This window comes from Paenibacillus sp. BIHB 4019 (genome assembly GCF_002741035.1).
Lineage (GTDB): Bacteria > Bacillota > Bacilli > Paenibacillales > Paenibacillaceae > Pristimantibacillus.
The window spans coordinates 3,084,321-3,104,557 of the sequence record NZ_CP016808.1; the positions used below are offsets into that span (position 1 = coordinate 3,084,321).

The window sequence follows — 20,237 nt, forward strand, 5'->3', positions numbered from 1 at the left end:
TAAAGGTGAAAGATAATACGGTCATTATAGACCAAAAGGAGAGATTGTTCAATGAACATCTATCAAAAATTGCTGGAAGTGCGAAAAGCTGTGCCGTTTTTGCAGAAGGACGCTTCGGGCCAGCAATATAAATATAATTCCAGCAGCCAAGTCATATCGGCAGTGCGCGCTAAGTTGGATGAAATGGGGATTTTGCTCATTACGGAAGTAGTAGGTCATTCCCTTACTGGCGAAACAATCGAGTATATGGACAAGGATCGCCCAAAGAAGACAACCACATATTTCACTGAGGTTGACCTATTAATGACATGGGTTAATGCGGCTGAACCTGCCGAGCAAATAAAAATCCCGTGGTACGCCCAAGGTGTTGATATTGCAGGGGAAAAGGGTGTCGGTAAGGCCCTAACGTATGGCGAAAAGACGTTCATGCTCAAACAATTCAACATCCCTACAGATCAAATGGACGTAGACGCCTTCCAGCAGCGCATGGAGAAATCAGTAGGGCGGATTACATCAAACGCAATCGCACAGCTTAAATCAGCTTGGGTGGGCGCTGGATACAAAATAAATCAATTGGCTCCACGAATTAAACAGCTTTATGACTGCTCTATTAATGACCTTAACGAACAGCAAGTTGATGAGTTACTGGCAAAAATTAAGGAGAAACGGAGCGAGCCAGCATGAAGCTGACAGAGGAAAACTATTATTCGCAGGAAGCTAATCTCCATTATATGAGCGTGAGTCAGTATAAAGACTTCCTTAAATGTGAAGCGGCTGCAATTGCCAAGCTAGACGGGAATTACACCGAACCTAAAGCGGATTGCTTCCTGATCGGATCATATGTAGGCGCCACGATTGAAGGGGACTGGGCACTGAAAAAGTTCATCAAGGAGAATCCTGAGATAATCTCCACTCGCGGCGACTCGAAAGGCCAATTGAAGTCCGAATATAAACTTGCTGACAAGATGGTTAGCGTGTTGCTAGACGATCCAGTTTGCCGCCAAATGCTTGAAGGTGACAAAGAGGTAATTGTAACAGCCGAATTGTTTGGGGTGCTGTGGAAGGCGAAGCTGGACGTGCATAGCCCTGATGATGGTCGGATAGTGGACTTAAAGACGGTTAAAGGCGTGCATGAACGGTATTGGCAGCATGGCAAATGGGTATCGTTTATCGAGAATTTCGGCTATGTGCTGCAAATGGCGGTATATGCAGAATTAGAGCGCAGATATAACGATCGATTCGCATCGTTAGAACCGTTGATTGTGGCTGTGAGTAAGGAAGAAACGCCCGACAAGGCAGTCATTTGCTTCGATGAAGAATCTTTAGCCTACGAGTTGGAACGTGTAGAGGAGCAATTACCGCGCATCATAGCAGTAAAAGAAGGCATTGAGCAGCCGACGCGCTGTGGTAGGTGCCGGTATTGCAGGCTGACTAAGCGGGTAAACGGACTTATCCACTATATGGACTTGATCGGAGATGCGTAAATGAACCTATCCAACCAACCTATACGCGCAGTATCCAAGCCGTCACACGCCCGTAATAAGCCTAAACGAGCTGCTAGAGGTAAATTTAGTGCTAAGACCATCAATACCATCGTAGAGCGTGACAAGGCCAGTTGTGTGCGCTGCGGTAGCCCTTATATCGAGTCGGTACCGCACCACATTATTTATAAATCTCAGGGCGGATTGGGCACGGTAGACAACGGTGTATGCGTGTGCCGTCCGTGCCATACAGAGGCTCACAGTAAGCGCGAGGTAAGGCAATGGTTTGAGCAATATCGCATTAATCATCTATTGGATGCAAATTAACTAATTGGACGAAGGCCTCTAAATCGACTGAATTACCTAGCGAAGCGGAGGCCGAATGAACATATTTTTTTGTAGGGATAACCCCTATAGCTCCATACCCATCAAATATGAGGAGAGTGTTTTAGATGGAACCTTGGGATGATGATTTTTACTGTGAGCCTAGCGAGTTTGAGCGGCAGATTGAGGAGTTTAGGCAATCGCTCATGAACTCGGTGAAGGATGAATACAAAGCGGAAATGGAGCGGCTTCGGACGGAAAACGCGGAGCTGCAGCAAGTGAAAAACCGCATGAAGGATATTGAAAGAGAGCGGAGCCATGAGAAAAACGATGTGGAGCGCGCCAAACGAGATGCACTGAAAGAAGCTAAGCAATTGCGCCTCAGTGAGTTGTTGCGAGACTATAAGCATGTAATTTACAGAGCAGATTACAACCATGAATATCTGGAAAAGTGCGGTAATTGTGATGAGAAACGCAAAGTTCGATACATTACCCCACTTGGTAGGGAAGAAAAAGAAGAATGCACATGTGCAAAACATATAAAACGGTATTTCATCCGGGAAGTTCATGCGAGCCGAATAGAACATTATTCAGCTGCTGGGGATATATCTGTCACTTATTACGATGATATCGACGAAGAAAGGATCATTCGATCCACAATTCACAAGGCAGGAACCGATGTGAAAAAAGCTAAAGAGTGGTTCTGCTTTGAGGAAAAAGAAGATTGCGAAAAATTCATTGACTGGATGAACGCGCAGGAAGCTGCCAAAGAAAGCAAATAGCTGGTATAGCTCCATACAGAGAGGAGGACACACCAGCACGACCATTTTAACCCCCTATAGAGGGGAAAGGAGACAGGTAAATGCAATGTAAACATGAACTGGAGTACAAACAGTGTGCGGATTGCCAAGCTGAGGATTACGTGGAGATGGTCAATGCACTACCACGCTATGTAATTGTATGCATGAGGCACAGGGATATGTTATTCGGAGGGAATGCTCATTTATTCTGGAGCCTAGACAGCAACGGGTACACGGCGGCGTTAGAAACAGCGGGACTGTATACCGAAGAAAAAGCGCGGGAGATTGCTGCAGGCACTCATGGACAAGAAATTCCGATCAACATTGCCGAATTGGGGCTGGAACAAGAATTCTTCCGAACGGCGGAATCTGGACTAAAGGAGTTAAGCACTTTAACCATATTCAACGTCCATAATCCGAGAAATAAAGAAATAATTGAGCGCAACAAACGGATTTATTACAGCGACAGCGCGGGTTAGAGGGGAAAGGAGGCGGACACACGATGGCAAAAATATTGAAATATAAAATTAAACCAGAGCTGGACGTTCAGACTTTATCCGTTCCAGTTGGGGCGAAATTTGTTTCTGTTATTGAGCAGCGCGGTGAAATCGTTGTTTACGCGATGGTTGACGGCGATGTTGAAAGGAAGGACAGACACATCTACTGCGTAGGTACTGGATGGGATTTTGATATGAGTAATTTGCATGTCGTTAACTTTATCGGCACTGCTCAGGTGCAGGGTTTTGTCGCTCATGTGATTGAGGTAAGCGGGCTTTATTCTTTCAGAATTTAAGGGCATCCAATACAGGAGGGAACAAACATGAAAGCTATTACGATCATACAGCCATGGGCGACACTCATCGCAATTGGTGCCAAACAATATGAAACGCGCAGTTGGCCGGCGAAGCATCGGGGAGCACTAGCAATTCATGCTGGTAAAAAAATCGACCTTGAAGCCTGTAAGGAACCGGAGATTTGCAAAGCACTCGCCGAATATGGGTACACGGCCGACAATCTGCCAACTGGAGCGGTTGTTGCTACCACGCAATTGGTTAATTGCCTCAAGTCGGTAGACACTTGGACAGACGGATATGAGCTAGAAGGTAGGCGGTTTGTATATTCTCCAGAATACGAGTTTGGAGATTTTACGCCAGGACGTTACGCATGGGAGCTTACAGAGGTTCAGCGGCTTGCAGAGCCGATAGCAGCCAAGGGGCAGCAAGGGCTCTGGAATTGGGATAGTCAGGCTAACGGGTACTAGGAGGGCTTTTTAATATCTCCGAAACAGTATTAACCTTTCTCGCGATGTCCGAGTTTTGTTGGGTGTATTCGCGGAATGCTTCCTGCAGGAGAGTGCCTTTATCTTTCTTAGTGGCGTATGACCATGCATCCAGTAACTTAATAAAATCATCATCAAATTTGTAACTGGTCGTTGTATCTGATTTTGTCATTATGTACCTCGATTTTTTAGATTGATTATAGCACGGATACAGAAATACATGGGAGGGCTATACACCAATGATCGAATGGAAAAAATACGATCCAACTAGCAGGGAAATCGAAAGCCACATAAATCACTTAGTCACCGATGGTCATCGTGTGCTGATTGCACAGCTTGCCAGCGTGGTCGGTGCTGTTAAATATAGTTGGATGATCAATAACTCTTGGATAAATTGGGTGACGCATTACGCACAAATAAACCTGCCAGCGAAGTGCATCTTTTGCAAGAAGGGTCTGGTTGGCGAGGAACATGAGCGCGACGAAGAAGGCAATGCAATATGTAGACCTTGCTTCTTGAGTGAATCAGATATTGGCGAATAGACTGTTAGGTCTGAATACATGGGAGGGAACGACAAATGTACGATAAAGAATCTATTTACGACAATGAGATAGAGCCGCTGATGAAACAGATCATTGAAATTTGCAAACGTGAGCAATTGCCTATGGCAGCTACATTTTATCTGCAAGAGCATCGTAATGACGGGGATCATGACGGCGAGCCGATGTATTGTACAACGGAGCTGCCGTTTCCGGGAGACACAGTAGGTCACGAACATATCAAGTATGTAAGTGAGGCTATGAGGTACGGTAAGCAAGGAAAGCCATTTGTAGCAAGTTACATGATAACGAGCGGTTAAGGGGCATCACCCCATATAACCACCCATACAGCCAGATTGGAGGGTTAAGTCATGAACAACGACGCAAAGACAGGCTGCGGGTGCCTACTCATATTCATGGGAATAGCAATCCTTATATCGTTCCCGCGCATATTGAGCATCATCGAAAAGTTGGTAGATAAAATCTGATATAACAGCCGTACCCACGAGCTGGCGCCCTGTCACGCTTGTCGATAGAACGTCAGTTCGTGGATTAACCATTAGGGAGAGATGATAGATGAGCACTAGGGAGATTAAGTTTCGGGGCAAGCGTACAGACAACGGTGAGTGGGTAGTCGGGAATCTTATAAACATGAAATCAGCTCAACATTACGGTGAGTATGACAGAGATGAAACAATATTCTCAAAATGCTGGATTGTTGAAATAGCTGAGTATCTAGAAGTAAGAGCATTTTCGAGTGGGAATGCGGTGTGGGCTGACAATGAGTTTATACAGGTTGATCCTGAGACGGTCGGGCAATACATCGGTCGTAAAGACGATACGGAAACAGAGGTATATGAAGGCGACAAGGTGATGGCGATTTTGACAGGCGAGGTGTTCGAATTGATTTGGGATGGGGATGGATTCCTGTTTCAAAAAGGAAATTATGCGATTGATCCCTTGGAATTTGAGGATGTATGCGCGGCCTTTGGTTATCGCATAGTTGGCAATGTCCACGATGATAAAGGGGTGAGCGGTAATGACTGAACCTAAATACCCAAGGGCTGAAATGACATCACACCTCCTGCAGCCTGCTCCTGACCTGATGGAGATACGCAAGGCGCTGGATGCTGCTACGCCGGGTCCGTGGGAAGTGGCATACCTTGACCCCCTACAAATGGCGAAGGGATACGATGTAGATGGACAGCATGTAGCATATTGGATAGCGGAAATTTACAGAGACGAAGAGAATGAGCGGCGGCACCAAGACGCCCACCTCGTAGTCAACGCTCCAACATGGATAGCGCAGCTGCTGGCAGAGGTAGAGAGGCTGCAACAGGAACGCGACGGGGAACGGAATTGGCGCGAAGATGTCCAAGCGTATAACCTCAAGCTTGCTGGGATGATAGCTGAGGAGCATTCAGTCAACGCCGCGCTGCAAGAGGCACATGAGCGTGAAATAGCTGTCGTCAGGGCCGAGAACGCCACGCAGCTTGTTACAGCGGCTGAGGAGATACGCGAGCTGCAGGAAGTGCGGGAAACATTAAAAGAAGCCGTGACTGCCTTAGTTGAGAATGGTCGCATAGATAGAGCGAAAGAAGAAGCGTGGAAACAATCGGTTGAAAGCGAGGCTCGCAGACTTAGTAAATCCAACACCGCGCTGCTGGAAGGGATGAGGTTTTACGCCACCGAGAGGAATTACATTTTTCCATGGGGATCGGTTGTACAGGACGCAGGCCAGCGAGCTCGCGATCTGTTAGCCCTATACGGGGGTAAGGGGGATACAGAAACATGACTCCTGAAAGTGTAAGAAAACATGTCGAAGCTCAAACAGAAGAGTTAAAAAGACACATAGATGCAGAATTATCCAAAATCCCTCATGAAGATCAGTGGAGGCGCGCTTTATCTGAAGTGTTTTCAGAAATTCCAAACGAAAGTCAATGGAGAGCATCCATTAACGAAGTTTTTGGAGGAAATACTTCATCAAAAGGAGCAGATATGAAAATTAATGAACAAGGTAAGCGGCAAATTATGATCATGCATTGGACGGATTACTTTAGATATTTTCCGATGGCGCTGGAGACTTTGTTCAGGAGGCGTAAATGATGGAGTATAAAAACAAATATCAAGACGGTCAGAAAGTTAGGTTATTGTTTACGAGTGAAATTGTCACGGTTGACGAATGGTCGTACACACCTAGTTTGAGGAGTTATACCTATACGATTATTGAGCATCCAGGTACTTTTTACTTTGAAAGAGAGTTAGAAGAATCAAATTAAATAATATACAGCCCTCGCTGATTCGGGGGCCAAGAAGAAAATACTAGGAGGCACAAGGTGGTGTAAGTGTGGCGTACATCGGTTTAGATCGGGGCATCGTAGACCACTGGATATACCAAGATGCGGAATATTTCAAGGTGTGGTTTGAGATGTTGCACCGAGCGAGGTTCGCAAAAGAGCCTCATATTGAGCTAGTGGATGGCGAAATGGTGACCGTCAATTACAGCGAATTTATCTATGGACGCATCAAATGGAGCCAACGTTTGAAGGTCAGCGAACAGCGATTAAGGACGTTAATTAAGAAGCTGAAAACAGACGAAATGATAGAGGTCGTTTCGGAGCATCGAAAGTGCACTCTATATAGAATCAAAAATTACGCAAAATTCAACCAGCAGAGCAACCAGCAGGAAACACAGGTATATCAAGGTTTTGAACAACATGTCAACCAGCAGAGCAACCAATCATCAACCAGCAGTCAACCAGCAGTCAACCACGAGTCAACCACGAAAGAAGAAGGTAGTAATAAAGAGAAGAATGTAAAGAAGGAAAAGAAAGATAAAAAAGAATATGTCGATTACGTTTTCCTGACGGAAACCGAATACGCAAAACTCACTGAATTATTGGGCGAGGATGAACGGGATAATTATTTTCTAAGATTCGCCTCATGGATAAGCGGACAAACAAAACGAGTCCAACAAAATAGAAGTGCTTACCTAACAATTCTCAACTGGCACAAAGAAAGTCAGCAGAGCAAACCGAAGCCAGTTTTCCAACAGCAATTATCCGGTTATCAGAAAACTAAAAGTAGGCTAGACCAAATGCTAGCCGAGGAGGAGGCGAAGAAAGATGGAGCGCGAGGATATAATCCGACTGGTACGGATACTTTCCGCTAACTATCGCAAATGGCCCGAGGAAGGGAAAGAAGACGACACCGTAACCCTTTGGGAAATGATGCTTGATGATTTGCCATTAAATGTGGCACAGCAAGCCGTGAAATACCATTTGAGCAAATCAGTGTTTCCTCCGACTGTTGCAGACATCAGGGAAGCTGCGGCAAAGGTTTCATCTCCTCGCGCTCTCGATTGGATTGAAGCGTGGGAGAAAATCAGCACAGCCATTCGAAAGTTTGGATATTATCGGGAAAAAGAAGGCATGGAGTCGCTGCCAGATGAAGTGTCAAGAATGGCGAAACAATTCACTTGGCGAGAACTTTGTCTGAATGAGAACATTGACACCTTGCGAGCTCAGTTTAGGATGGCTTGGGAAACTCAGTTGAAAAGGAATCATGAGCAAAACATTTTGCCTGTTGGGCTGATGGACGCGCTTGAATCACCAGAATTAGTTAAGAGGTTGTTGTGATATGGATAAGCCGGAGCTAATAAGCAGATTGGATGCAGCGCAGCATTACCTAAGTCGATGTGATTTGACGAAGGACCAGCGAGCGAAAGCCGAGAAAAGGCGCAACGAACTAAGCGAATCTCTGAAAAATCTGGAATGTTCTGACGAAAGAGTCGTGAAATCCATATCAGCGATAAGAGATTTGCTAAAAATCAAGGCTTGAAGGGTATAAACCTAAGGGGGGAGATGTGGAATGAATTGGGAACAAGTGATGGGGCTAGAATCAGGAATTGAAACGGATGTTTTAATCGCGGAAATGATTTTCGGATTAGAAGTAGATGCTAGGTTCAGTATCCACCTAAAAGACGGGGTGTGGGAACCGTTGTCAAAATACTCATCCGATATTTCTGCAGCTTGGCTGGTAGTCCAACATTTTGTGCAGCGAGATTGCGAGGTAGATGTTAGATACAGCGGCGAATGGGAGTGCTCAATTGATACTCCCAGCATCAGTTCCACCGGCAGCGGTAATGCAGCGCCAACTGCAATATGCAGGGCAGCACTATTAATAACGACCATAAGGGGGTAACGACATGAAACACGGAAGAGCTCGCACAAGCAGATCGGCAACGGTGGAGTTCAAGCGGAAGACGCAGGCGCTAAAGTCTAAAGAGGAGCAGGAGCGCGAAAAAGCATCGCTCAGGACTTACTTCATTGGCGGGGGAGACGACATCGCATGAAAATAACCGTAGATATAGCCCCGATGGGCGCGGTGCGGATGACTCAGCGGAGCAAATTTACGAGCGCAGCAGCTCAGCGGTACCTCAATTACAAAAGGTTGATAGGGTACACGGTTAAAAACCACATCAAGACCGCCATAAATGGCCCCGTAAGCGTTCGGATGCGATTTTACTACCCGATACCGCAAAGTTTTACAAAGGCGCAGAAACAGGCAGCTAGGGACGGCAGCAAGCGTCCGGTAGTGAAGCCTGATATCGACAACGTGGTAAAGGGGTGTTTCGACGCGCTTAACAAGATCGCGTGGACGGATGACAATCACGTTGTCGAGGAGTCCAGCAGCAAATGGTATAGCGATAGGCCGCGCATTGAGATTGAGATCGAGGAGTTGGGCGCATGACGCTGCAAACCGAGCGCGACGTCTTACAACGCAAACTGGATTGGCTGGGGGTGCGCTCGACCGGATATGAGAGAATAGAAAAGCGCATCAAAGAGATAGATAGAGAGCTAGGACAGTCACATGCGCTGTTTAAGCCTCCACGATGACCGTAACGGCGTTTAAATGTGTTGGTTGGACAAATATGTGTCTAGTAATTAAAGTTCGTTAGAAATCAATTTGAGAGGTTTGGAGGTGGAGTTGCAGTTATGAAAATAACGATAGAGCGAAACGAAAAAGGTCTGAATATCGAATTAGGAACTACTGAATGGGATCATTACGAGGTAATCGGCATGCTGGAAATGGCGAAGGTCACGGTTCAAAAGGAAGTTGAAAGGTTGGTTAAGGAGCGGGCGGTGACAAGGCAATGAAAAGAAAATTCACTATCTGTCGGTATGTCAGTAACATGGTCAAAAGTGACTTAATTAATAAGATGTAAAAACGCCGTAAACCCTTGATAACAATGGATTTATAACGTTTTTTAAGGTATAATATAGCTAGATAAATATGACTACGGAGCGTGTTGTCAAATGGAAAATTTGCAGAATGAATTGACCGAATTGCAAACAAAAGAAGCGACATTATCGGCAGAATGGGAACAGATTAACAGTGAGCCAAACGTTAACGTGAGCAGATTTAACGAGGTGAGTTCGCAGCTTAATACAGTTCGTGATCAAATCAAGGAAAAGCAGGGCGAAATTGAGCGCCAGAGAGGCACGCAGTTTGACAACATTTCTGTTGGGGGATATCCGTTCACGCTCCGGGAATTATGCGCCAGTGAAGATGATTACCGGATATTGTCTGGGTGGCTGCAAGGATATGTAGGCGATATGTCGAGTGCTCATGAGGCTGTTGTATCTAGCTTGCATTCGGAAGTGGCCGCGCTTAAATCTGACGTTTCGGAAATGGAAGCTGTACGCAGCAATAATTTTGACCTTGAATTACGCTGCAAAGATATCGAATCGAAGCGTGATGCAGCTGCTGCGGAGTTGGAAGCGGCGCAGGAAGAATTGAAACGACTTAATGCGGACAATAATGCATTGCGTATGCAAATAGAGTCTGTGAATAAGCCAGTTTCCACGAATCTCACAGGCGATCTGGAAGAAAGGGCTAAAAAACGGCATAACGCTAAGCCTGGTATTTACAACAAACGATGGGTAGATGAGATTCGTCAAACGCATTACGTAGCGACTCTTTTGGAGACTGGCGAAGAAATCACGTTCGGATACCTCGAAGCCGGTAAGTACCGGGAGGTAACCGCGGAGGAAGTAGAACGATTTCGGGCCGAGGAAGAGACGAAACGACTTGAAGCAGAAGCTGCAGCCGTCGCTGTGGAAGAAGCTGTTCCAGATAGCCCATTGGTAGATTACCCTAAACCGCCAGCGTTACCCAGTGACGGACTGGAAGTGGATGAACACGCCGCTGTACCAACGGGCGATGGAACGGATTTTGAAACAGAAGTGAAGCGCCGTTTAGCAATGCTGGAACTGCATGTATTTGGGCGGTCGGAAGTTGCATGATATGGGACTGCAACGATTGTTTTAAACAATTCACTCAATGTCCATGCTGCGACCATGAATTTTGCGATGGTTGCGGCAAGACGGTGAGAGATGCGGACGCAGAGTCGGAAGATAGTAATTAACCACATATCAGAGCGTTCCTATACGGGGCGCTCTAAAGAGGTGAACACAATGGGTCGCGAGAACGTGACAGAGCTCCTTAAAAATTATCCGAGCTATAAATACGCAGTACGTCAGTTTGAAAGACATCAGCCGAGTGCATCAGCTGGCATAGCTAATTATAGCGGAATGTCTGGGGGATCAGGAGCGCCAGAAAGATTCTTCGAGATGGTCGGCAAGCCTGCTGATATGGGCCATACAAGCTACAATGACAGGATAGACTATCTGAAATACTCCGATGTAATCAAGGACATTGACGGAGCGCTAGACACGCTAACGGACGAAGAAAGAAGCGTTGTGTTGCTGAAATGGATTGAAGGAGTATCGCTCAAAGATATATCCGAACGGAAAAGGTATAGCGTGGAGACGGTCAAGCGCAATCATAAAAGGGCACTGGAAAAGCTGAGCATCTGTTTCCGCTTCATCCGTCCGCCGCAGATAGAAGATATACACGCGCCTGGTTCTCAGCATCATCGTTACCCCGAAAAGGACGGAATGACACTTTTCTGACACTAAAGTTTAACCTTTATTGACACTTACAACATGTTAAAATCCTTATATAGACAGCTGTGATGAATGAATCTTGATGATCACGGGGCATTTACGCAGCTGTTTAATTAGCACAATAATGACTGGTATATCCCAACGAACCCAATCCGTTGGATATCATAAATTTGGATCGATCAATCCTTGGAGAGTCCGAAAGGGCTCTTTTTGCTTTGTGGAGGTATCGCATGAGACGACATAGTTGCTATAACTGCGGAGGCAGGATAGACCACCAAGGATACTGCGACACATGCACAAACGCCACGTACAAATGCGATGATTGCGGCACGCGGCTGAAACCGCCACATTACGGGCGAAGGTATTGCGAGGACTGCGACATCATACGACGTAAATGCACGGTATGTGGCGAGGTGACAGCACGTAATGAGTTATGGGTCAGTTATAAGCAAGTAGGGGATAAACATATTTGGTCTCAAGGTCATAAGGATTGTGTTTGGAGGTGGGCGGATTGCGAATAGCTTATACTCTGCCGACTCATAACGTATTGGCATGGAAAGCGCAATCGATGGTCAACACAGATGCGGATGAGGGCTTAGATGTTGAGGAGTTGCTGAACACAATAACTTTTAGAGGATGAGGTGATAGCATGGCATTGTCAGATAAGCACAGAAGATTTGCTGATGAGTACCTAAAAGACATGAATGGAGCAGCAGCTTATCTGCGTGCTGGATATAATTGCACGGAGAGTGCTGCAAGGGTAAATGCTTCAAAGTTACTAACAAATGCTAACATTTCGGCTTATATTGCTACAAAACAAGAGGAAATTGCTAAGGAATCAGGAATTTCGGTTAAATGGGTGCTGGATAACCTGAAATATGTAGCAGAACGTTGTTTGACTCCTGAGCCGATGGTCGATAGAGAAGGAAATATTATCGAATGGCGCTTTGACTCATCGGGGGCGAACAAGGCTCTGGAAACGATAGGTAAGCACTTGGGAATGTTCAAGGAGAAGATCGAGCATTCTGGCGCCATAGCTCACACCCATAAACATGATCTGAAAAAGCTCAGTGCAAAGGAGTTGGCGCAGCTTGAACAGATTATTGGAAAATCTGCCGACACTGGATGAGGTGCGAGCTGCTAGGGCCTATGTCGACTTTAGCTACTTTGTCGACTATGACAGCGAAGGTCGGGACCGCGAAGGAAAACACCTTGACGTGCTGGATGAGACGCTTGTCAAAGTCTCGTTAGGCGAGCTTAAGCGAGTGATTGTCACTATGCCACCGCGACATGGTAAGAGCGAGCGAGTAAGCAAAAAGTTCCCTGCATGGCATATAGGACGCAACCCAACGGACGAAATCATTCTAGCCTCGTACTCGGTTGATCTGAGTCGGGGCTTTTCTCGTATTGCTAGGGATACGCTAACCACGAATAAAGTCGTATTTGATGTGGGGGTTGATCCTGCTAATCAATCGGCTGAGTCGTGGGGTATCGATGGTTACCGAGGCGGAGTTACAGCTGCAGGTGTCGGCGGTGCTATTACGGGTAAGGGTGCGAAGATAGCGATCATAGATGATCCGGTCAAGAATGCGGAGGAAGCCAATTCAGAGGTTATGCGTGAGAAGGTTTGGGATTGGTACCAATCGACCTTGTACACTCGCTTGACGCCTGATGGGCGTATCATAGTCGTTATGACGCGTTGGCATGAGGATGATTTAGTCGGTCGGCTCTTGAAAAAAGAGTCAGACGAGATCAAGGAAGGCACTCACAAGGGGGAACAGTGGACGGTCATCAACTTCCCAGCAATTGCAGAAGATGACGATTTTCTTGGCAGAATAGAAGGCGAACCGTTGTGGCCTGAATTCGGTTTCGATGCGCACCGCCTGGAGCAAATCAAATCAGATGTTGGTTCGTACGTTTTCAATGCCCTGTATCAGCAACGGCCGTCAGCTGCAGGCGGAACAATATTCAAGCGCGAGTATTTCCGATACTTCCGCGAGGAATTGATCGGGAATATGCCGTACATCGTAGTTGGTGAAAAGAGGTATCGCAAGCATGACCTATGGTCGTTTCAGACGGTGGATACGGCGAACAGCGAAAAGACGATTAATGATCCCTTTGTGGTGAGCACATGGTATGTGACGCCATCGAGGGATTTACTTTTGTACGACGTATATCGAACGCACATAACAGGACCGGATCAGAAACCGTTAATGCGTCAAATGATTAATCGTTTCCGTCCGCGCTTCCAAGCAATTGAGGATAAGACATTCGGCACCAACCTCATACAGGAATGCAAGCGTGAAGGAATGACCGTCCGCGCCGTTAAGGTGGACAAGGATAAGGTCACTAGATCGCTTGTCATAGCTGCTAGATACGAGGTAGGTATGGTTTATCACCGCGAAGATGCGCAATGGCTCACAGATTACGAGGATGAGCTATTAAGCTTCCCGCGAGGCAAGCACGATGATCAGGTTGATACAGCTTCAATGGCTGGAGAGATAGTCCACACGCTGCCGCCAAGCACCATGGAAGAACGGAAGGTGTCGAGGTCAGACAGATTCGACAACGACAACGACGAAGAAGAACGAGAACAATCAAATTCATTTTGGTGAGGTGGAAGTTATGAAATTAAGCGAACTGCATGAATGGTTAGGAAAATACCCTAGAACAACAGTAAGTGGTGAGTCTTTGGGTTGCGATGATGTTAGCGTTAGAAGTAAAACAGAGGATGCTGAATTTATCGAGATGTTTCCGGGTGAAGGGGTAGGAAGTGCTGAGCTAATTGAGGCCCACTTCAAAAAAATAAAGAAATTAATTTCGGAAAGAGATGGTCAAGTAGTATACGTAAGGTTGATGACTAATCTTGTATCCATCTTAGATAGCGATGGAGAAATTGAAGGTTATTCAATGAGGACAAGATTGCAGTTCGGTAATCCTGAACTCTGTATTACTGAGAAGCAATTTCGTCATCTTGAATCGATAAAGCAAAGATCGGTGATGAACCATGAGTAACATCATATTCCTAACGTCTAGCGCTATGTTCTGCATGTCTGTCATCAGCTTTATCTCATACAAGATCATAATCGCCCAGCAGCGCACCATAAACGCGCTGACAGACAAGTTAATGTCCAAGGATTATTCGGAGTACAAGCGATTTGAGCGGCATGCAGATCGAGATAATCAGCCGCAGCGCAAACCGTTAAGTTATTACGATGATCCAAGTATTGAGACAGATGAGGTGCAGTGATGCGCCTTATTTTTATTTAGGGGGTGAGTGAGTGGCAGCGATAATTGATAAGGCGAAAGAAAAGTTCGCGGGTATATTCGGAGCATCGGATACGGCTGAGAAAGAGCCTATCAATACGCCAGAGCAGCAAAAGCTTGTTGGCATGGCGGTTAATGACTACCAGTATTTCAAGAGCGAGCGGCAGCGTCATGAGCCTATCTGGCGTCAGGAGCAGCGATTCTACCGCGGTGATCACTGGTTCGGGCTGCGTCCGGAAGAAGTGACTAAGCGGAGACCGAACAGCGTGGACAACATAGCTTGGAGCCAAGTGGAGAGCATTACAGCAAAGCTTTGTTCGTGGATGCCTTATCCAGAGTTTGAGCCGCAGGAACAGAACGACGAGCAGAAGGCGCAGGAGCTCACTACATTCATGCCGCATGAATTGAAGTGCATCAGGTTCCAACAGAAACATATACGAGCTGTGCGGCGCATGGTCATACACGGGCCGCTAATCTATAAGACGCCTTACGATCCAACGATTGAAGGCGGATCTGGCATGTATCGGTACATCGGTCAAAACGACATCATCCCTGTTGATTTGGGAACATTCTTCCCTGATCCGCGCATAAGGGATTTCATCGATATGCAAAAAGGCGCAGCTCACATGTTCCATTTCCGCAAGACAATGGAGTATTTCAAGCAGCGTTGGCCTAAACAGGGTCGCAAGGTACAACCTGACCAAGACCAGGATGACGTGTACATTTACGACCAGGACGAATACTCGACGCGTAACTTCAATGCAGACCGTACCGCTGGAGATGGCACGAGTGACATTCAGACGGCTGGTTTAATCGAATACTGGTACCGTGGCAAACCGAAGCTCATGACCAAGGAAGATAAGGATATGTTCACTGAAATGGCGCAGGATAGGCTTATGGAGGGCAAAGACCCTGCTGAGGCAATAGCCAAATCAGAAGGGAAAATGAACGGCATACACTGCCTGTACATCACTTCTGGCGGCGTGTTCTTGGAGCACAAGTCCTACGTTTATGACCATGGTTGCTTTCCAATCGTAGCTCGCACGCTTTTCCCTGATGAGGATAACCCATGGGGCAAGGGTTATATGCGGGATATGATCAAACCTCAGATCATGCTCAATAAGTTTGCTGAGCTTTCCGTTGAAACAATGGCTAAACAAGGAACTTCGGGAGTTATGTATGAGACTGGAGCGATACAGCGGCCAGAAAAGTTTCGACAGCAGCGTGCTGAAAGTGGCTACATGATCGAGGTTGAAGACCTCAACCGGATCAAGGAAATGCAAGGAGTCAATGTTCCTAACACAATATTTAACCTGCTAGAGTATTACAAAGAAATGCTGCAAAAGATACCCGGTCAATTTGATTCGGCAAATGGTCAGGCAAATGCCAATGTTAAATCAGGCGAACAAGCAAAGGCGTTGATATCGGCAGCTAACAACCGACTCATCGTAGCTACTGAGCTTATCGAGGATGCACTGAGCGAGGTTTTCGAGCAGTATATCTACAACATGGCCCAGTTTTACACGACTGAGCGTATAGCGCGTGTGACGGGTAAATCCGTGAAGTTTAGTCGTGACAGCATGATCAGCACCATGCCGGCAGAAGCATCGATACAGAACGCTGAAACTGGTGAGGAATCGACTATACAGGTGCAAGAGGAATACGTACCTAAGTTTGACATAAACGTCAAAATCGGAGTTGAAAAGCCTACGGATCGTGAGTATTACATCCAAACGGCGTTCAACCTTTTTAATATGATCAATCCAATGACGGGATTGCCAATGATTGATGCCAAGGCCGTGCAGTATACGGTCGAGAATGGGCGCATGGAGCCATTCTCTATCATCGACGAGCGCATGAATACAGAGGCACAAATTAAGCAGCAGATGGATCAGCAGCAGCAACAGATCGAGCAGCTGAGCCAGCAACTTCAACAGATGCAGAAACAACTTGGTCAGGTTGACGCTGTGAAGCAGCAGACAGACGCCGCTAAGATCGAGACGGACCAATACAAAGCGCAAACAGAGCGCATGCGAGCGGAAGGCGATTATGCTCTTAATTCAGATAAAATGGCTCAAGCACAGCAGCAAACTCAATTTGGGAACGTGATGCAAATAGCACAAGCGCAAAACAATAGAACGTAGGGCATTGGCTGAGACGCTAATGCCCTTTTAATTTACTTACCCCTAGCCCCAGCCATAGGGCATTCGATAAGGAGGCAATACCCATGAGTGAGGAATCCGGCAGCCAAACCGTAACCGAACAGCAAGACGATCACCAAACCGCTATATCGGACGCATTCTCTGCTTTTGGATTGGATACGCCATCCGAAGCAGCAGCGCCAGAAAACGAACAAGCTGAAATGAGCGAACCTCCTGCCATAGAGGAAGCGCCAGCAGCTAAAACCATTAAGGTTAAGCACAACAAGGAAGAAATCGAAGTTGACATAAGCGACGATAAGCTTCCTGAATATGTGCAAAAGGCTCTAGCCTTGGACAAGGAGCGCAGCAAGAAGACTGAGCTTGAAAAGAGTCTCGAACGAGCAGCCAAACTCAACGGGTTTGACAAGACTGAGGACTATCTCGCTAACCTTGACCAGCTTGAGCAACAGGCCAAGCAACGGCAACAAGATCAATTCAAGGATTTGCACGATCAGCTACGTGAGGAAGCCGAATATGCGGGTATTGACCCTGAAAAACTCGATGCCTTCCTCGATGCTCACCCATTACTGCAAGAGGCTAATAAGGCCATTGCAGAGCGTCAGAGGGCAGATGAAGAACGGTCACTGCAAGTAGCACAGCAAGCGGAGATTGCTAAGTGGGGGGAACTGTTTACTGCATACCCTGATTTAGTCGTTCCCGAAGACGGTGTTGCTCCTGATTGGCTAACTCCTGACATGTCCGATCGTATCGAGCGTGGATATGACCCGAAAGATGCCTATGAACTAGCTCATCGCAATACCATTACAGCGCAAACGAGAAAGCAAGCTGAACAGAAAGCAATTAAAGATCAACGGCTAGGGTTGCGCGCCCAGGTCGAAATACAGTCGAGCGGGGAACCCGAGGCAGAAGTGCCTACGGAACTCAGCACGGCTTTTTCTTTGTTTGGATTAGATCCGAAAGCAGCTAAAAAATACGTTAAAAAGTGAGGTCATGACAAATGCCACAGGGATTTAAGTTTGCATTTAACGATTATGGAGCGCCTGAACGCCGAGTAAGTCACATTCTGGCGACGAATTCAGAGGCTTTTGCACAGGGGCAAGCGGTAAAACTTGCTGCAGGTAGATGGACAGCAGCTACAAATGGAGCAAACCTTGCTGGTTTTGCTAATCAAACGTTGGCGGCCGGCACCAATCAAGCGCTTGAAGTGGTTATTGCCCGCGAAGGGGACTGGTTCGATGCTCCTTATACTGGAACGCCAGATGTTGGCTTTATTGTTGGCGTTGAAACTGCGGACATTGCTGTAAATGGCCTGTCTGTACTAGCTTCCGATATCACTGGCGGACCATTTTCTGTGCTCGAAATCAACACAAATAAAGCAACGTGCCGCGTTAAAGTCAAAAAACGCGTGTTCGGATAAGGGGGAAATATAGATGCAAACGAAACTGCAATGGAATCGCAATGTGCTCGAGCCTGTTTTTCGAGAGCTTTACATTCGTGAAATGGAGAATAAAAAGGACTTCATTCCTTTGATGTTTGATGTCCAAAGCTCCAGCAAAGACACTGAAAGCATCGAAATGATCGGCGGCGAGGGCCTCATGGAAGAGTGGGGCATGTCGAACAATCAGGTTTTCTATGCTGATATTGATGAATTGTGGCAGAAGTATTTCACGCATAAAAAATACTCTCTTGGTCGCGAGATTGACCGGGACCTTGTTGATGATTTGAAGCTTACAGCAATCCGTGACCGCATCCGCGGGCTGGCTGATGCCGTATGGAAAACGGAACAAATGCAGGGGGCGCAATGGTTTATCAATGGTGACAAGACGACGACTGCTCTAGATTATCGCGGTCGCACGTACAATGCTCAATTGCCTGACGGAAAAGCTTTGTTCGCTACAGATCACCCGTATAGCCCTACAAACGCAGTGGATGTTCAGTCGAACAAAGGCACTACTGAGTTATCCATTGATGCTTGGGATGCAACGGCGGTCGCCATGCAAGAGTGGAAGGATGATCGGGGAAATCTTCTGGCTGTTGTGCCTAACATGCTGTTTGTTGCTCCATACAATGCACGCGCAGCTTTCCAGATTGCGGGTATTCCGGGCAAGGGCCAAGGATATGAGCCAGGATCTGCTGATCACAACATCAACATTTATGAAGGGGACATTACAGTTGTTGTAAACCCATTCTTCACCAACCGCAAAGCATGGGTAGCAGCTGATAAAACGCGCATGATGAACGCTCAAAAATGGTTTAACCGTCGTAAAGCGGAAAACGGCAGCATTACCGACTTTGACACAGAGGTTACGAAGTACAAGGTTGTGAAACGTTGCTCGTTTGGCGCTATCGACTGGACTTGGGGTTACGGTCAATACCCAGTATAAGGAGGGCTTTGGATGCCACCAGTTAAAAAAGGAACTCATTCCGAGGCCATTGGTATTAAGAAACTCGGATCAGCTCCCGTTGATTATATGACAAATCTAATTTCCGTTTCTGTTACCATAGACCCTGCTTCGATGGCTACTGTAACAGGCGCACTGACTGCTGGAATCACGGCAACAGGAGCTGCTCTAGGTGATAGAGTGGCTCTATTTCCTCCTCCGCAAGATACGCAGGGTATCACATATTTCGGGTACGTATCAGCTGCGAACACCGTTAGAATATCGTTCTTTAACCCAACTGCTGGCACCATTGATCTGGCTTCGGGTGAATGGACTATTCATGTGATTAGGAAGTGATGTGATCCTATGGAAAAACAAAGAGTAGGGTTCGAAACGGGTGGAGCCAAGCCGAAACGCAAGGCTCCATACACGCCAAAGCATCGCATTACGAAAGACATGGAAGATAGTCAGCGAGCTGGTTCGGAGCGTTGGAACTTATTCGTCGATATCCTGCAAGAAAACGGACTGATGGAAGAGAAGTAGAGGGGCATCCTAGCCCCTCTTTTTTTATATGGAGGTATTTATGTACAGAACTGAATTAGACGCCCTGAACGCGCTTGTATTAGAGCAGAGACGCACAAATGATTTACTTGAGCAGTTACTTGAAAGGGGGAAATTGAATGATCAGGGACCTGAATTATCGCGTCGTAAGACTCGCAGTTCCTAGCGGAGCCAATACTACAAGTTCATATGCAGACATCAAGAATGCTTCGCTAATATCCTTTAGGATCCCGGCAGGATATGATGGCGGAGCTATAACAATCCAAGCGTCCGATATTGAAAGTGGAACGTTTGTGGACGTCTATGATTCAGCCGGCAATCTATTAACTGTGCCAGTTGGAGGAGCGGACAGGGTCGTTTCTCTAACGGGAGCATTCCTGCAGGCGGTATCATCCTTGCGTTTTATTAAACTTAAATGCGCATCCAATGTGGGGGCGAACCGTGAAATTGTTTTGATTGGCAAGGGGTGATT

The 20,237-nt window shown here is 46.6% G+C and carries 32 protein-coding genes; all 32 read left to right on the forward strand.

Going from position 1 to position 20,237, the window contains the following annotated elements:
• Nucleotides 1-51: 51 nt before the first annotated feature.
• Nucleotides 52-684, forward strand: coding sequence for an ERF family protein (locus BBD42_RS13090; RefSeq protein ID WP_099518494.1), 633 nt, complete (start codon nucleotides 52-54; stop codon nucleotides 682-684).
• Nucleotides 681-1,484, forward strand: a complete 804-nt coding sequence (locus tag BBD42_RS13095; protein WP_099518495.1) for a PD-(D/E)XK nuclease-like domain-containing protein — start codon at nucleotides 681-683, stop codon at nucleotides 1,482-1,484. The genes BBD42_RS13090 and BBD42_RS13095 overlap by 4 nt, the downstream gene beginning before the upstream one ends.
• Nucleotides 1,485-1,808, forward strand: coding sequence for an HNH endonuclease (locus tag BBD42_RS13100; RefSeq protein WP_099518496.1), 324 nt, complete (start codon nucleotides 1,485-1,487; stop codon nucleotides 1,806-1,808).
• A 125-nt stretch (nucleotides 1,809-1,933) separates the two neighbouring features.
• Nucleotides 1,934-2,587, forward strand: coding sequence for a hypothetical protein (locus tag BBD42_RS13105; RefSeq protein WP_099518497.1), 654 nt, complete (start codon nucleotides 1,934-1,936; stop codon nucleotides 2,585-2,587).
• Between the two features lie 80 nt (nucleotides 2,588-2,667).
• A complete protein-coding gene (locus BBD42_RS13110; RefSeq protein ID WP_099518498.1) occupies nucleotides 2,668-3,084 on the forward strand; it encodes a hypothetical protein in 417 nt (138 codons plus the stop codon).
• 23 nt (nucleotides 3,085-3,107) lie between these two features.
• A complete protein-coding gene (locus BBD42_RS13115; RefSeq protein WP_099518499.1) occupies nucleotides 3,108-3,398 on the forward strand; it encodes a DUF7352 domain-containing protein in 291 nt (96 codons plus the stop codon).
• Between the two features lie 27 nt (nucleotides 3,399-3,425).
• Nucleotides 3,426-3,866 carry an ASCH domain-containing protein gene (locus tag BBD42_RS13120; RefSeq protein WP_099518500.1) on the forward strand — a complete coding sequence of 147 codons (441 nt, stop codon included), beginning with the start codon at nucleotides 3,426-3,428 and terminating at the stop codon, nucleotides 3,864-3,866.
• A gap of 257 nt (nucleotides 3,867-4,123) precedes the next feature.
• Complete coding sequence (locus BBD42_RS13130) at nucleotides 4,124-4,426, forward strand: hypothetical protein (RefSeq protein WP_099518502.1); 303 nt, start codon at nucleotides 4,124-4,126, stop codon at nucleotides 4,424-4,426.
• A 35-nt stretch (nucleotides 4,427-4,461) separates the two neighbouring features.
• Nucleotides 4,462-4,743: a hypothetical protein gene (locus BBD42_RS13135; protein ID WP_099518503.1), complete on the forward strand. Its 282-nt coding sequence runs from the start codon at nucleotides 4,462-4,464 to the stop codon at nucleotides 4,741-4,743.
• Between the two features lie 256 nt (nucleotides 4,744-4,999).
• Nucleotides 5,000-5,470 (forward strand): YopX family protein, encoded by a 471-nt coding sequence (locus BBD42_RS13140; RefSeq protein ID WP_099518504.1) that lies wholly within the window; start codon nucleotides 5,000-5,002, stop codon nucleotides 5,468-5,470.
• The gene (locus tag BBD42_RS13145; RefSeq protein WP_099518505.1) at nucleotides 5,463-6,218 is read left to right on the forward strand and encodes a hypothetical protein; all 756 of its coding nucleotides are present in this window, start codon (nucleotides 5,463-5,465) and stop codon (nucleotides 6,216-6,218) included. The genes BBD42_RS13140 and BBD42_RS13145 overlap by 8 nt, the downstream gene beginning before the upstream one ends.
• Complete coding sequence (locus BBD42_RS13150) at nucleotides 6,215-6,529, forward strand: hypothetical protein (protein WP_099518506.1); 315 nt, start codon at nucleotides 6,215-6,217, stop codon at nucleotides 6,527-6,529. The genes BBD42_RS13145 and BBD42_RS13150 overlap by 4 nt, the downstream gene beginning before the upstream one ends.
• Entirely contained in the window at nucleotides 6,526-6,702 is a 177-nt protein-coding gene (locus BBD42_RS31750) for a hypothetical protein (RefSeq protein WP_172455482.1), read from the forward strand. Before BBD42_RS13150 ends, BBD42_RS31750 begins: the two co-directional genes overlap by 4 nt.
• Nucleotides 6,703-6,770: 68 nt before the next feature.
• Nucleotides 6,771-7,595 (forward strand): hypothetical protein, encoded by an 825-nt coding sequence (locus BBD42_RS13155; protein WP_099518507.1) that lies wholly within the window; start codon nucleotides 6,771-6,773, stop codon nucleotides 7,593-7,595.
• The gene (locus BBD42_RS13160) at nucleotides 7,549-8,061 is read left to right on the forward strand and encodes a replicative helicase loader/inhibitor (RefSeq protein WP_099518508.1); all 513 of its coding nucleotides are present in this window, start codon (nucleotides 7,549-7,551) and stop codon (nucleotides 8,059-8,061) included. The genes BBD42_RS13155 and BBD42_RS13160 overlap by 47 nt, the downstream gene beginning before the upstream one ends.
• Before the next feature lie 232 nt (nucleotides 8,062-8,293).
• Nucleotides 8,294-8,626, forward strand: coding sequence for a BC1872 family protein (locus BBD42_RS13170; protein ID WP_099518510.1), 333 nt, complete (start codon nucleotides 8,294-8,296; stop codon nucleotides 8,624-8,626).
• Between the two features lie 4 nt (nucleotides 8,627-8,630).
• The gene (locus BBD42_RS31755; protein WP_172455483.1) at nucleotides 8,631-8,777 is read left to right on the forward strand and encodes a hypothetical protein; all 147 of its coding nucleotides are present in this window, start codon (nucleotides 8,631-8,633) and stop codon (nucleotides 8,775-8,777) included.
• Nucleotides 8,774-9,175, forward strand: coding sequence for a RusA family crossover junction endodeoxyribonuclease (locus BBD42_RS13175; RefSeq protein ID WP_237163464.1), 402 nt, complete (start codon nucleotides 8,774-8,776; stop codon nucleotides 9,173-9,175). The genes BBD42_RS31755 and BBD42_RS13175 overlap by 4 nt, the downstream gene beginning before the upstream one ends.
• 245 nt (nucleotides 9,176-9,420) lie before the next feature.
• Nucleotides 9,421-9,582 (forward strand): hypothetical protein, encoded by a 162-nt coding sequence (locus BBD42_RS31760; protein ID WP_172455484.1) that lies wholly within the window; start codon nucleotides 9,421-9,423, stop codon nucleotides 9,580-9,582.
• Nucleotides 9,583-9,741: 159 nt separating this feature from the next.
• Nucleotides 9,742-10,731 carry a coiled-coil domain-containing protein gene (locus BBD42_RS13180; protein ID WP_099518511.1) on the forward strand — a complete coding sequence of 330 codons (990 nt, stop codon included), beginning with the start codon at nucleotides 9,742-9,744 and terminating at the stop codon, nucleotides 10,729-10,731.
• A gap of 171 nt (nucleotides 10,732-10,902) precedes the next feature.
• Complete coding sequence (locus tag BBD42_RS13185; RefSeq protein ID WP_172455485.1) at nucleotides 10,903-11,400, forward strand: sigma factor-like helix-turn-helix DNA-binding protein; 498 nt, start codon at nucleotides 10,903-10,905, stop codon at nucleotides 11,398-11,400.
• Between the two features lie 643 nt (nucleotides 11,401-12,043).
• Nucleotides 12,044-12,523, forward strand: a complete 480-nt coding sequence (locus tag BBD42_RS13190; RefSeq protein WP_099518513.1) for a terminase small subunit — start codon at nucleotides 12,044-12,046, stop codon at nucleotides 12,521-12,523.
• Nucleotides 12,486-14,009: a phage terminase large subunit gene (terL, locus tag BBD42_RS13195; RefSeq protein ID WP_099518514.1), complete on the forward strand. Its 1,524-nt coding sequence runs from the start codon at nucleotides 12,486-12,488 to the stop codon at nucleotides 14,007-14,009. Before BBD42_RS13190 ends, terL begins: the two co-directional genes overlap by 38 nt.
• 10 nt (nucleotides 14,010-14,019) lie before the next feature.
• Nucleotides 14,020-14,409 (forward strand): hypothetical protein, encoded by a 390-nt coding sequence (locus BBD42_RS13200; RefSeq protein WP_099518515.1) that lies wholly within the window; start codon nucleotides 14,020-14,022, stop codon nucleotides 14,407-14,409.
• Nucleotides 14,402-14,644 (forward strand): hypothetical protein, encoded by a 243-nt coding sequence (locus tag BBD42_RS13205; RefSeq protein ID WP_099518516.1) that lies wholly within the window; start codon nucleotides 14,402-14,404, stop codon nucleotides 14,642-14,644. The genes BBD42_RS13200 and BBD42_RS13205 overlap by 8 nt, the downstream gene beginning before the upstream one ends.
• Before the next feature lie 31 nt (nucleotides 14,645-14,675).
• The gene (locus BBD42_RS13210; protein ID WP_099518517.1) at nucleotides 14,676-16,805 is read left to right on the forward strand and encodes a portal protein; all 2,130 of its coding nucleotides are present in this window, start codon (nucleotides 14,676-14,678) and stop codon (nucleotides 16,803-16,805) included.
• Between the two features lie 83 nt (nucleotides 16,806-16,888).
• Nucleotides 16,889-17,809, forward strand: coding sequence for a hypothetical protein (locus tag BBD42_RS13215; RefSeq protein WP_099518518.1), 921 nt, complete (start codon nucleotides 16,889-16,891; stop codon nucleotides 17,807-17,809).
• Nucleotides 17,810-17,820: 11 nt separating this feature from the next.
• Nucleotides 17,821-18,240 carry a hypothetical protein gene (locus tag BBD42_RS13220; protein ID WP_099518519.1) on the forward strand — a complete coding sequence of 140 codons (420 nt, stop codon included), beginning with the start codon at nucleotides 17,821-17,823 and terminating at the stop codon, nucleotides 18,238-18,240.
• A 13-nt stretch (nucleotides 18,241-18,253) separates the two neighbouring features.
• Complete coding sequence (locus tag BBD42_RS13225) at nucleotides 18,254-19,207, forward strand: phage major capsid protein (RefSeq protein ID WP_099518520.1); 954 nt, start codon at nucleotides 18,254-18,256, stop codon at nucleotides 19,205-19,207.
• Nucleotides 19,208-19,219: 12 nt separating this feature from the next.
• Entirely contained in the window at nucleotides 19,220-19,561 is a 342-nt protein-coding gene (locus BBD42_RS13230) for a hypothetical protein (RefSeq protein WP_099518521.1), read from the forward strand.
• Nucleotides 19,562-19,570: 9 nt separating this feature from the next.
• Nucleotides 19,571-19,747: a hypothetical protein gene (locus tag BBD42_RS31765; RefSeq protein ID WP_172455486.1), complete on the forward strand. Its 177-nt coding sequence runs from the start codon at nucleotides 19,571-19,573 to the stop codon at nucleotides 19,745-19,747.
• Between the two features lie 137 nt (nucleotides 19,748-19,884).
• Nucleotides 19,885-20,235 carry a hypothetical protein gene (locus BBD42_RS13235; RefSeq protein ID WP_099518522.1) on the forward strand — a complete coding sequence of 117 codons (351 nt, stop codon included), beginning with the start codon at nucleotides 19,885-19,887 and terminating at the stop codon, nucleotides 20,233-20,235.
• The last annotated feature ends 2 nt before the right edge of the window (nucleotides 20,236-20,237 follow it).

Bases quoted from the DNA above. Each gene is read 5' to 3' on its own strand.
- BBD42_RS13090 (WP_099518494.1), top strand. From the start codon at position 52: ATGAACATCTATCAAAAATTGCTGGAAGTGCGAAAAGCTGTGCCGTTT.
- BBD42_RS13095 (WP_099518495.1), top strand. From the start codon at position 681: ATGAAGCTGACAGAGGAAAACTATTATTCGCAGGAAGCTAATCTCCAT.
- BBD42_RS13100 (WP_099518496.1), top strand. From the start codon at position 1,485: ATGAACCTATCCAACCAACCTATACGCGCAGTATCCAAGCCGTCACAC.
- BBD42_RS13105 (WP_099518497.1), top strand. From the start codon at position 1,934: ATGGAACCTTGGGATGATGATTTTTACTGTGAGCCTAGCGAGTTTGAG.
- BBD42_RS13110 (WP_099518498.1), top strand. From the start codon at position 2,668: ATGCAATGTAAACATGAACTGGAGTACAAACAGTGTGCGGATTGCCAA.
- BBD42_RS13115 (WP_099518499.1), top strand. From the start codon at position 3,108: ATGGCAAAAATATTGAAATATAAAATTAAACCAGAGCTGGACGTTCAG.
- BBD42_RS13120 (WP_099518500.1), top strand. From the start codon at position 3,426: ATGAAAGCTATTACGATCATACAGCCATGGGCGACACTCATCGCAATT.
- BBD42_RS13130 (WP_099518502.1), top strand. From the start codon at position 4,124: ATGATCGAATGGAAAAAATACGATCCAACTAGCAGGGAAATCGAAAGC.
- BBD42_RS13135 (WP_099518503.1), top strand. From the start codon at position 4,462: ATGTACGATAAAGAATCTATTTACGACAATGAGATAGAGCCGCTGATG.
- BBD42_RS13140 (WP_099518504.1), top strand. From the start codon at position 5,000: ATGAGCACTAGGGAGATTAAGTTTCGGGGCAAGCGTACAGACAACGGT.
- BBD42_RS13145 (WP_099518505.1), top strand. From the start codon at position 5,463: ATGACTGAACCTAAATACCCAAGGGCTGAAATGACATCACACCTCCTG.
- BBD42_RS13150 (WP_099518506.1), top strand. From the start codon at position 6,215: ATGACTCCTGAAAGTGTAAGAAAACATGTCGAAGCTCAAACAGAAGAG.
- BBD42_RS31750 (WP_172455482.1), top strand. From the start codon at position 6,526: ATGATGGAGTATAAAAACAAATATCAAGACGGTCAGAAAGTTAGGTTA.
- BBD42_RS13160 (WP_099518508.1), top strand. From the start codon at position 7,549: ATGGAGCGCGAGGATATAATCCGACTGGTACGGATACTTTCCGCTAAC.
- BBD42_RS13170 (WP_099518510.1), top strand. From the start codon at position 8,294: ATGAATTGGGAACAAGTGATGGGGCTAGAATCAGGAATTGAAACGGAT.
- BBD42_RS31755 (WP_172455483.1), top strand. From the start codon at position 8,631: ATGAAACACGGAAGAGCTCGCACAAGCAGATCGGCAACGGTGGAGTTC.
- BBD42_RS13175 (WP_237163464.1), top strand. From the start codon at position 8,774: ATGAAAATAACCGTAGATATAGCCCCGATGGGCGCGGTGCGGATGACT.
- BBD42_RS31760 (WP_172455484.1), top strand. From the start codon at position 9,421: ATGAAAATAACGATAGAGCGAAACGAAAAAGGTCTGAATATCGAATTA.
- BBD42_RS13180 (WP_099518511.1), top strand. From the start codon at position 9,742: ATGGAAAATTTGCAGAATGAATTGACCGAATTGCAAACAAAAGAAGCG.
- BBD42_RS13185 (WP_172455485.1), top strand. From the start codon at position 10,903: ATGGGTCGCGAGAACGTGACAGAGCTCCTTAAAAATTATCCGAGCTAT.
- BBD42_RS13190 (WP_099518513.1), top strand. From the start codon at position 12,044: ATGGCATTGTCAGATAAGCACAGAAGATTTGCTGATGAGTACCTAAAA.
- BBD42_RS13200 (WP_099518515.1), top strand. From the start codon at position 14,020: ATGAAATTAAGCGAACTGCATGAATGGTTAGGAAAATACCCTAGAACA.
- BBD42_RS13205 (WP_099518516.1), top strand. From the start codon at position 14,402: ATGAGTAACATCATATTCCTAACGTCTAGCGCTATGTTCTGCATGTCT.
- BBD42_RS13215 (WP_099518518.1), top strand. From the start codon at position 16,889: ATGAGTGAGGAATCCGGCAGCCAAACCGTAACCGAACAGCAAGACGAT.
- BBD42_RS13220 (WP_099518519.1), top strand. From the start codon at position 17,821: ATGCCACAGGGATTTAAGTTTGCATTTAACGATTATGGAGCGCCTGAA.
- BBD42_RS13225 (WP_099518520.1), top strand. From the start codon at position 18,254: ATGCAAACGAAACTGCAATGGAATCGCAATGTGCTCGAGCCTGTTTTT.
- BBD42_RS13230 (WP_099518521.1), top strand. From the start codon at position 19,220: ATGCCACCAGTTAAAAAAGGAACTCATTCCGAGGCCATTGGTATTAAG.
- BBD42_RS31765 (WP_172455486.1), top strand. From the start codon at position 19,571: ATGGAAAAACAAAGAGTAGGGTTCGAAACGGGTGGAGCCAAGCCGAAA.
- BBD42_RS13235 (WP_099518522.1), top strand. From the start codon at position 19,885: ATGATCAGGGACCTGAATTATCGCGTCGTAAGACTCGCAGTTCCTAGC.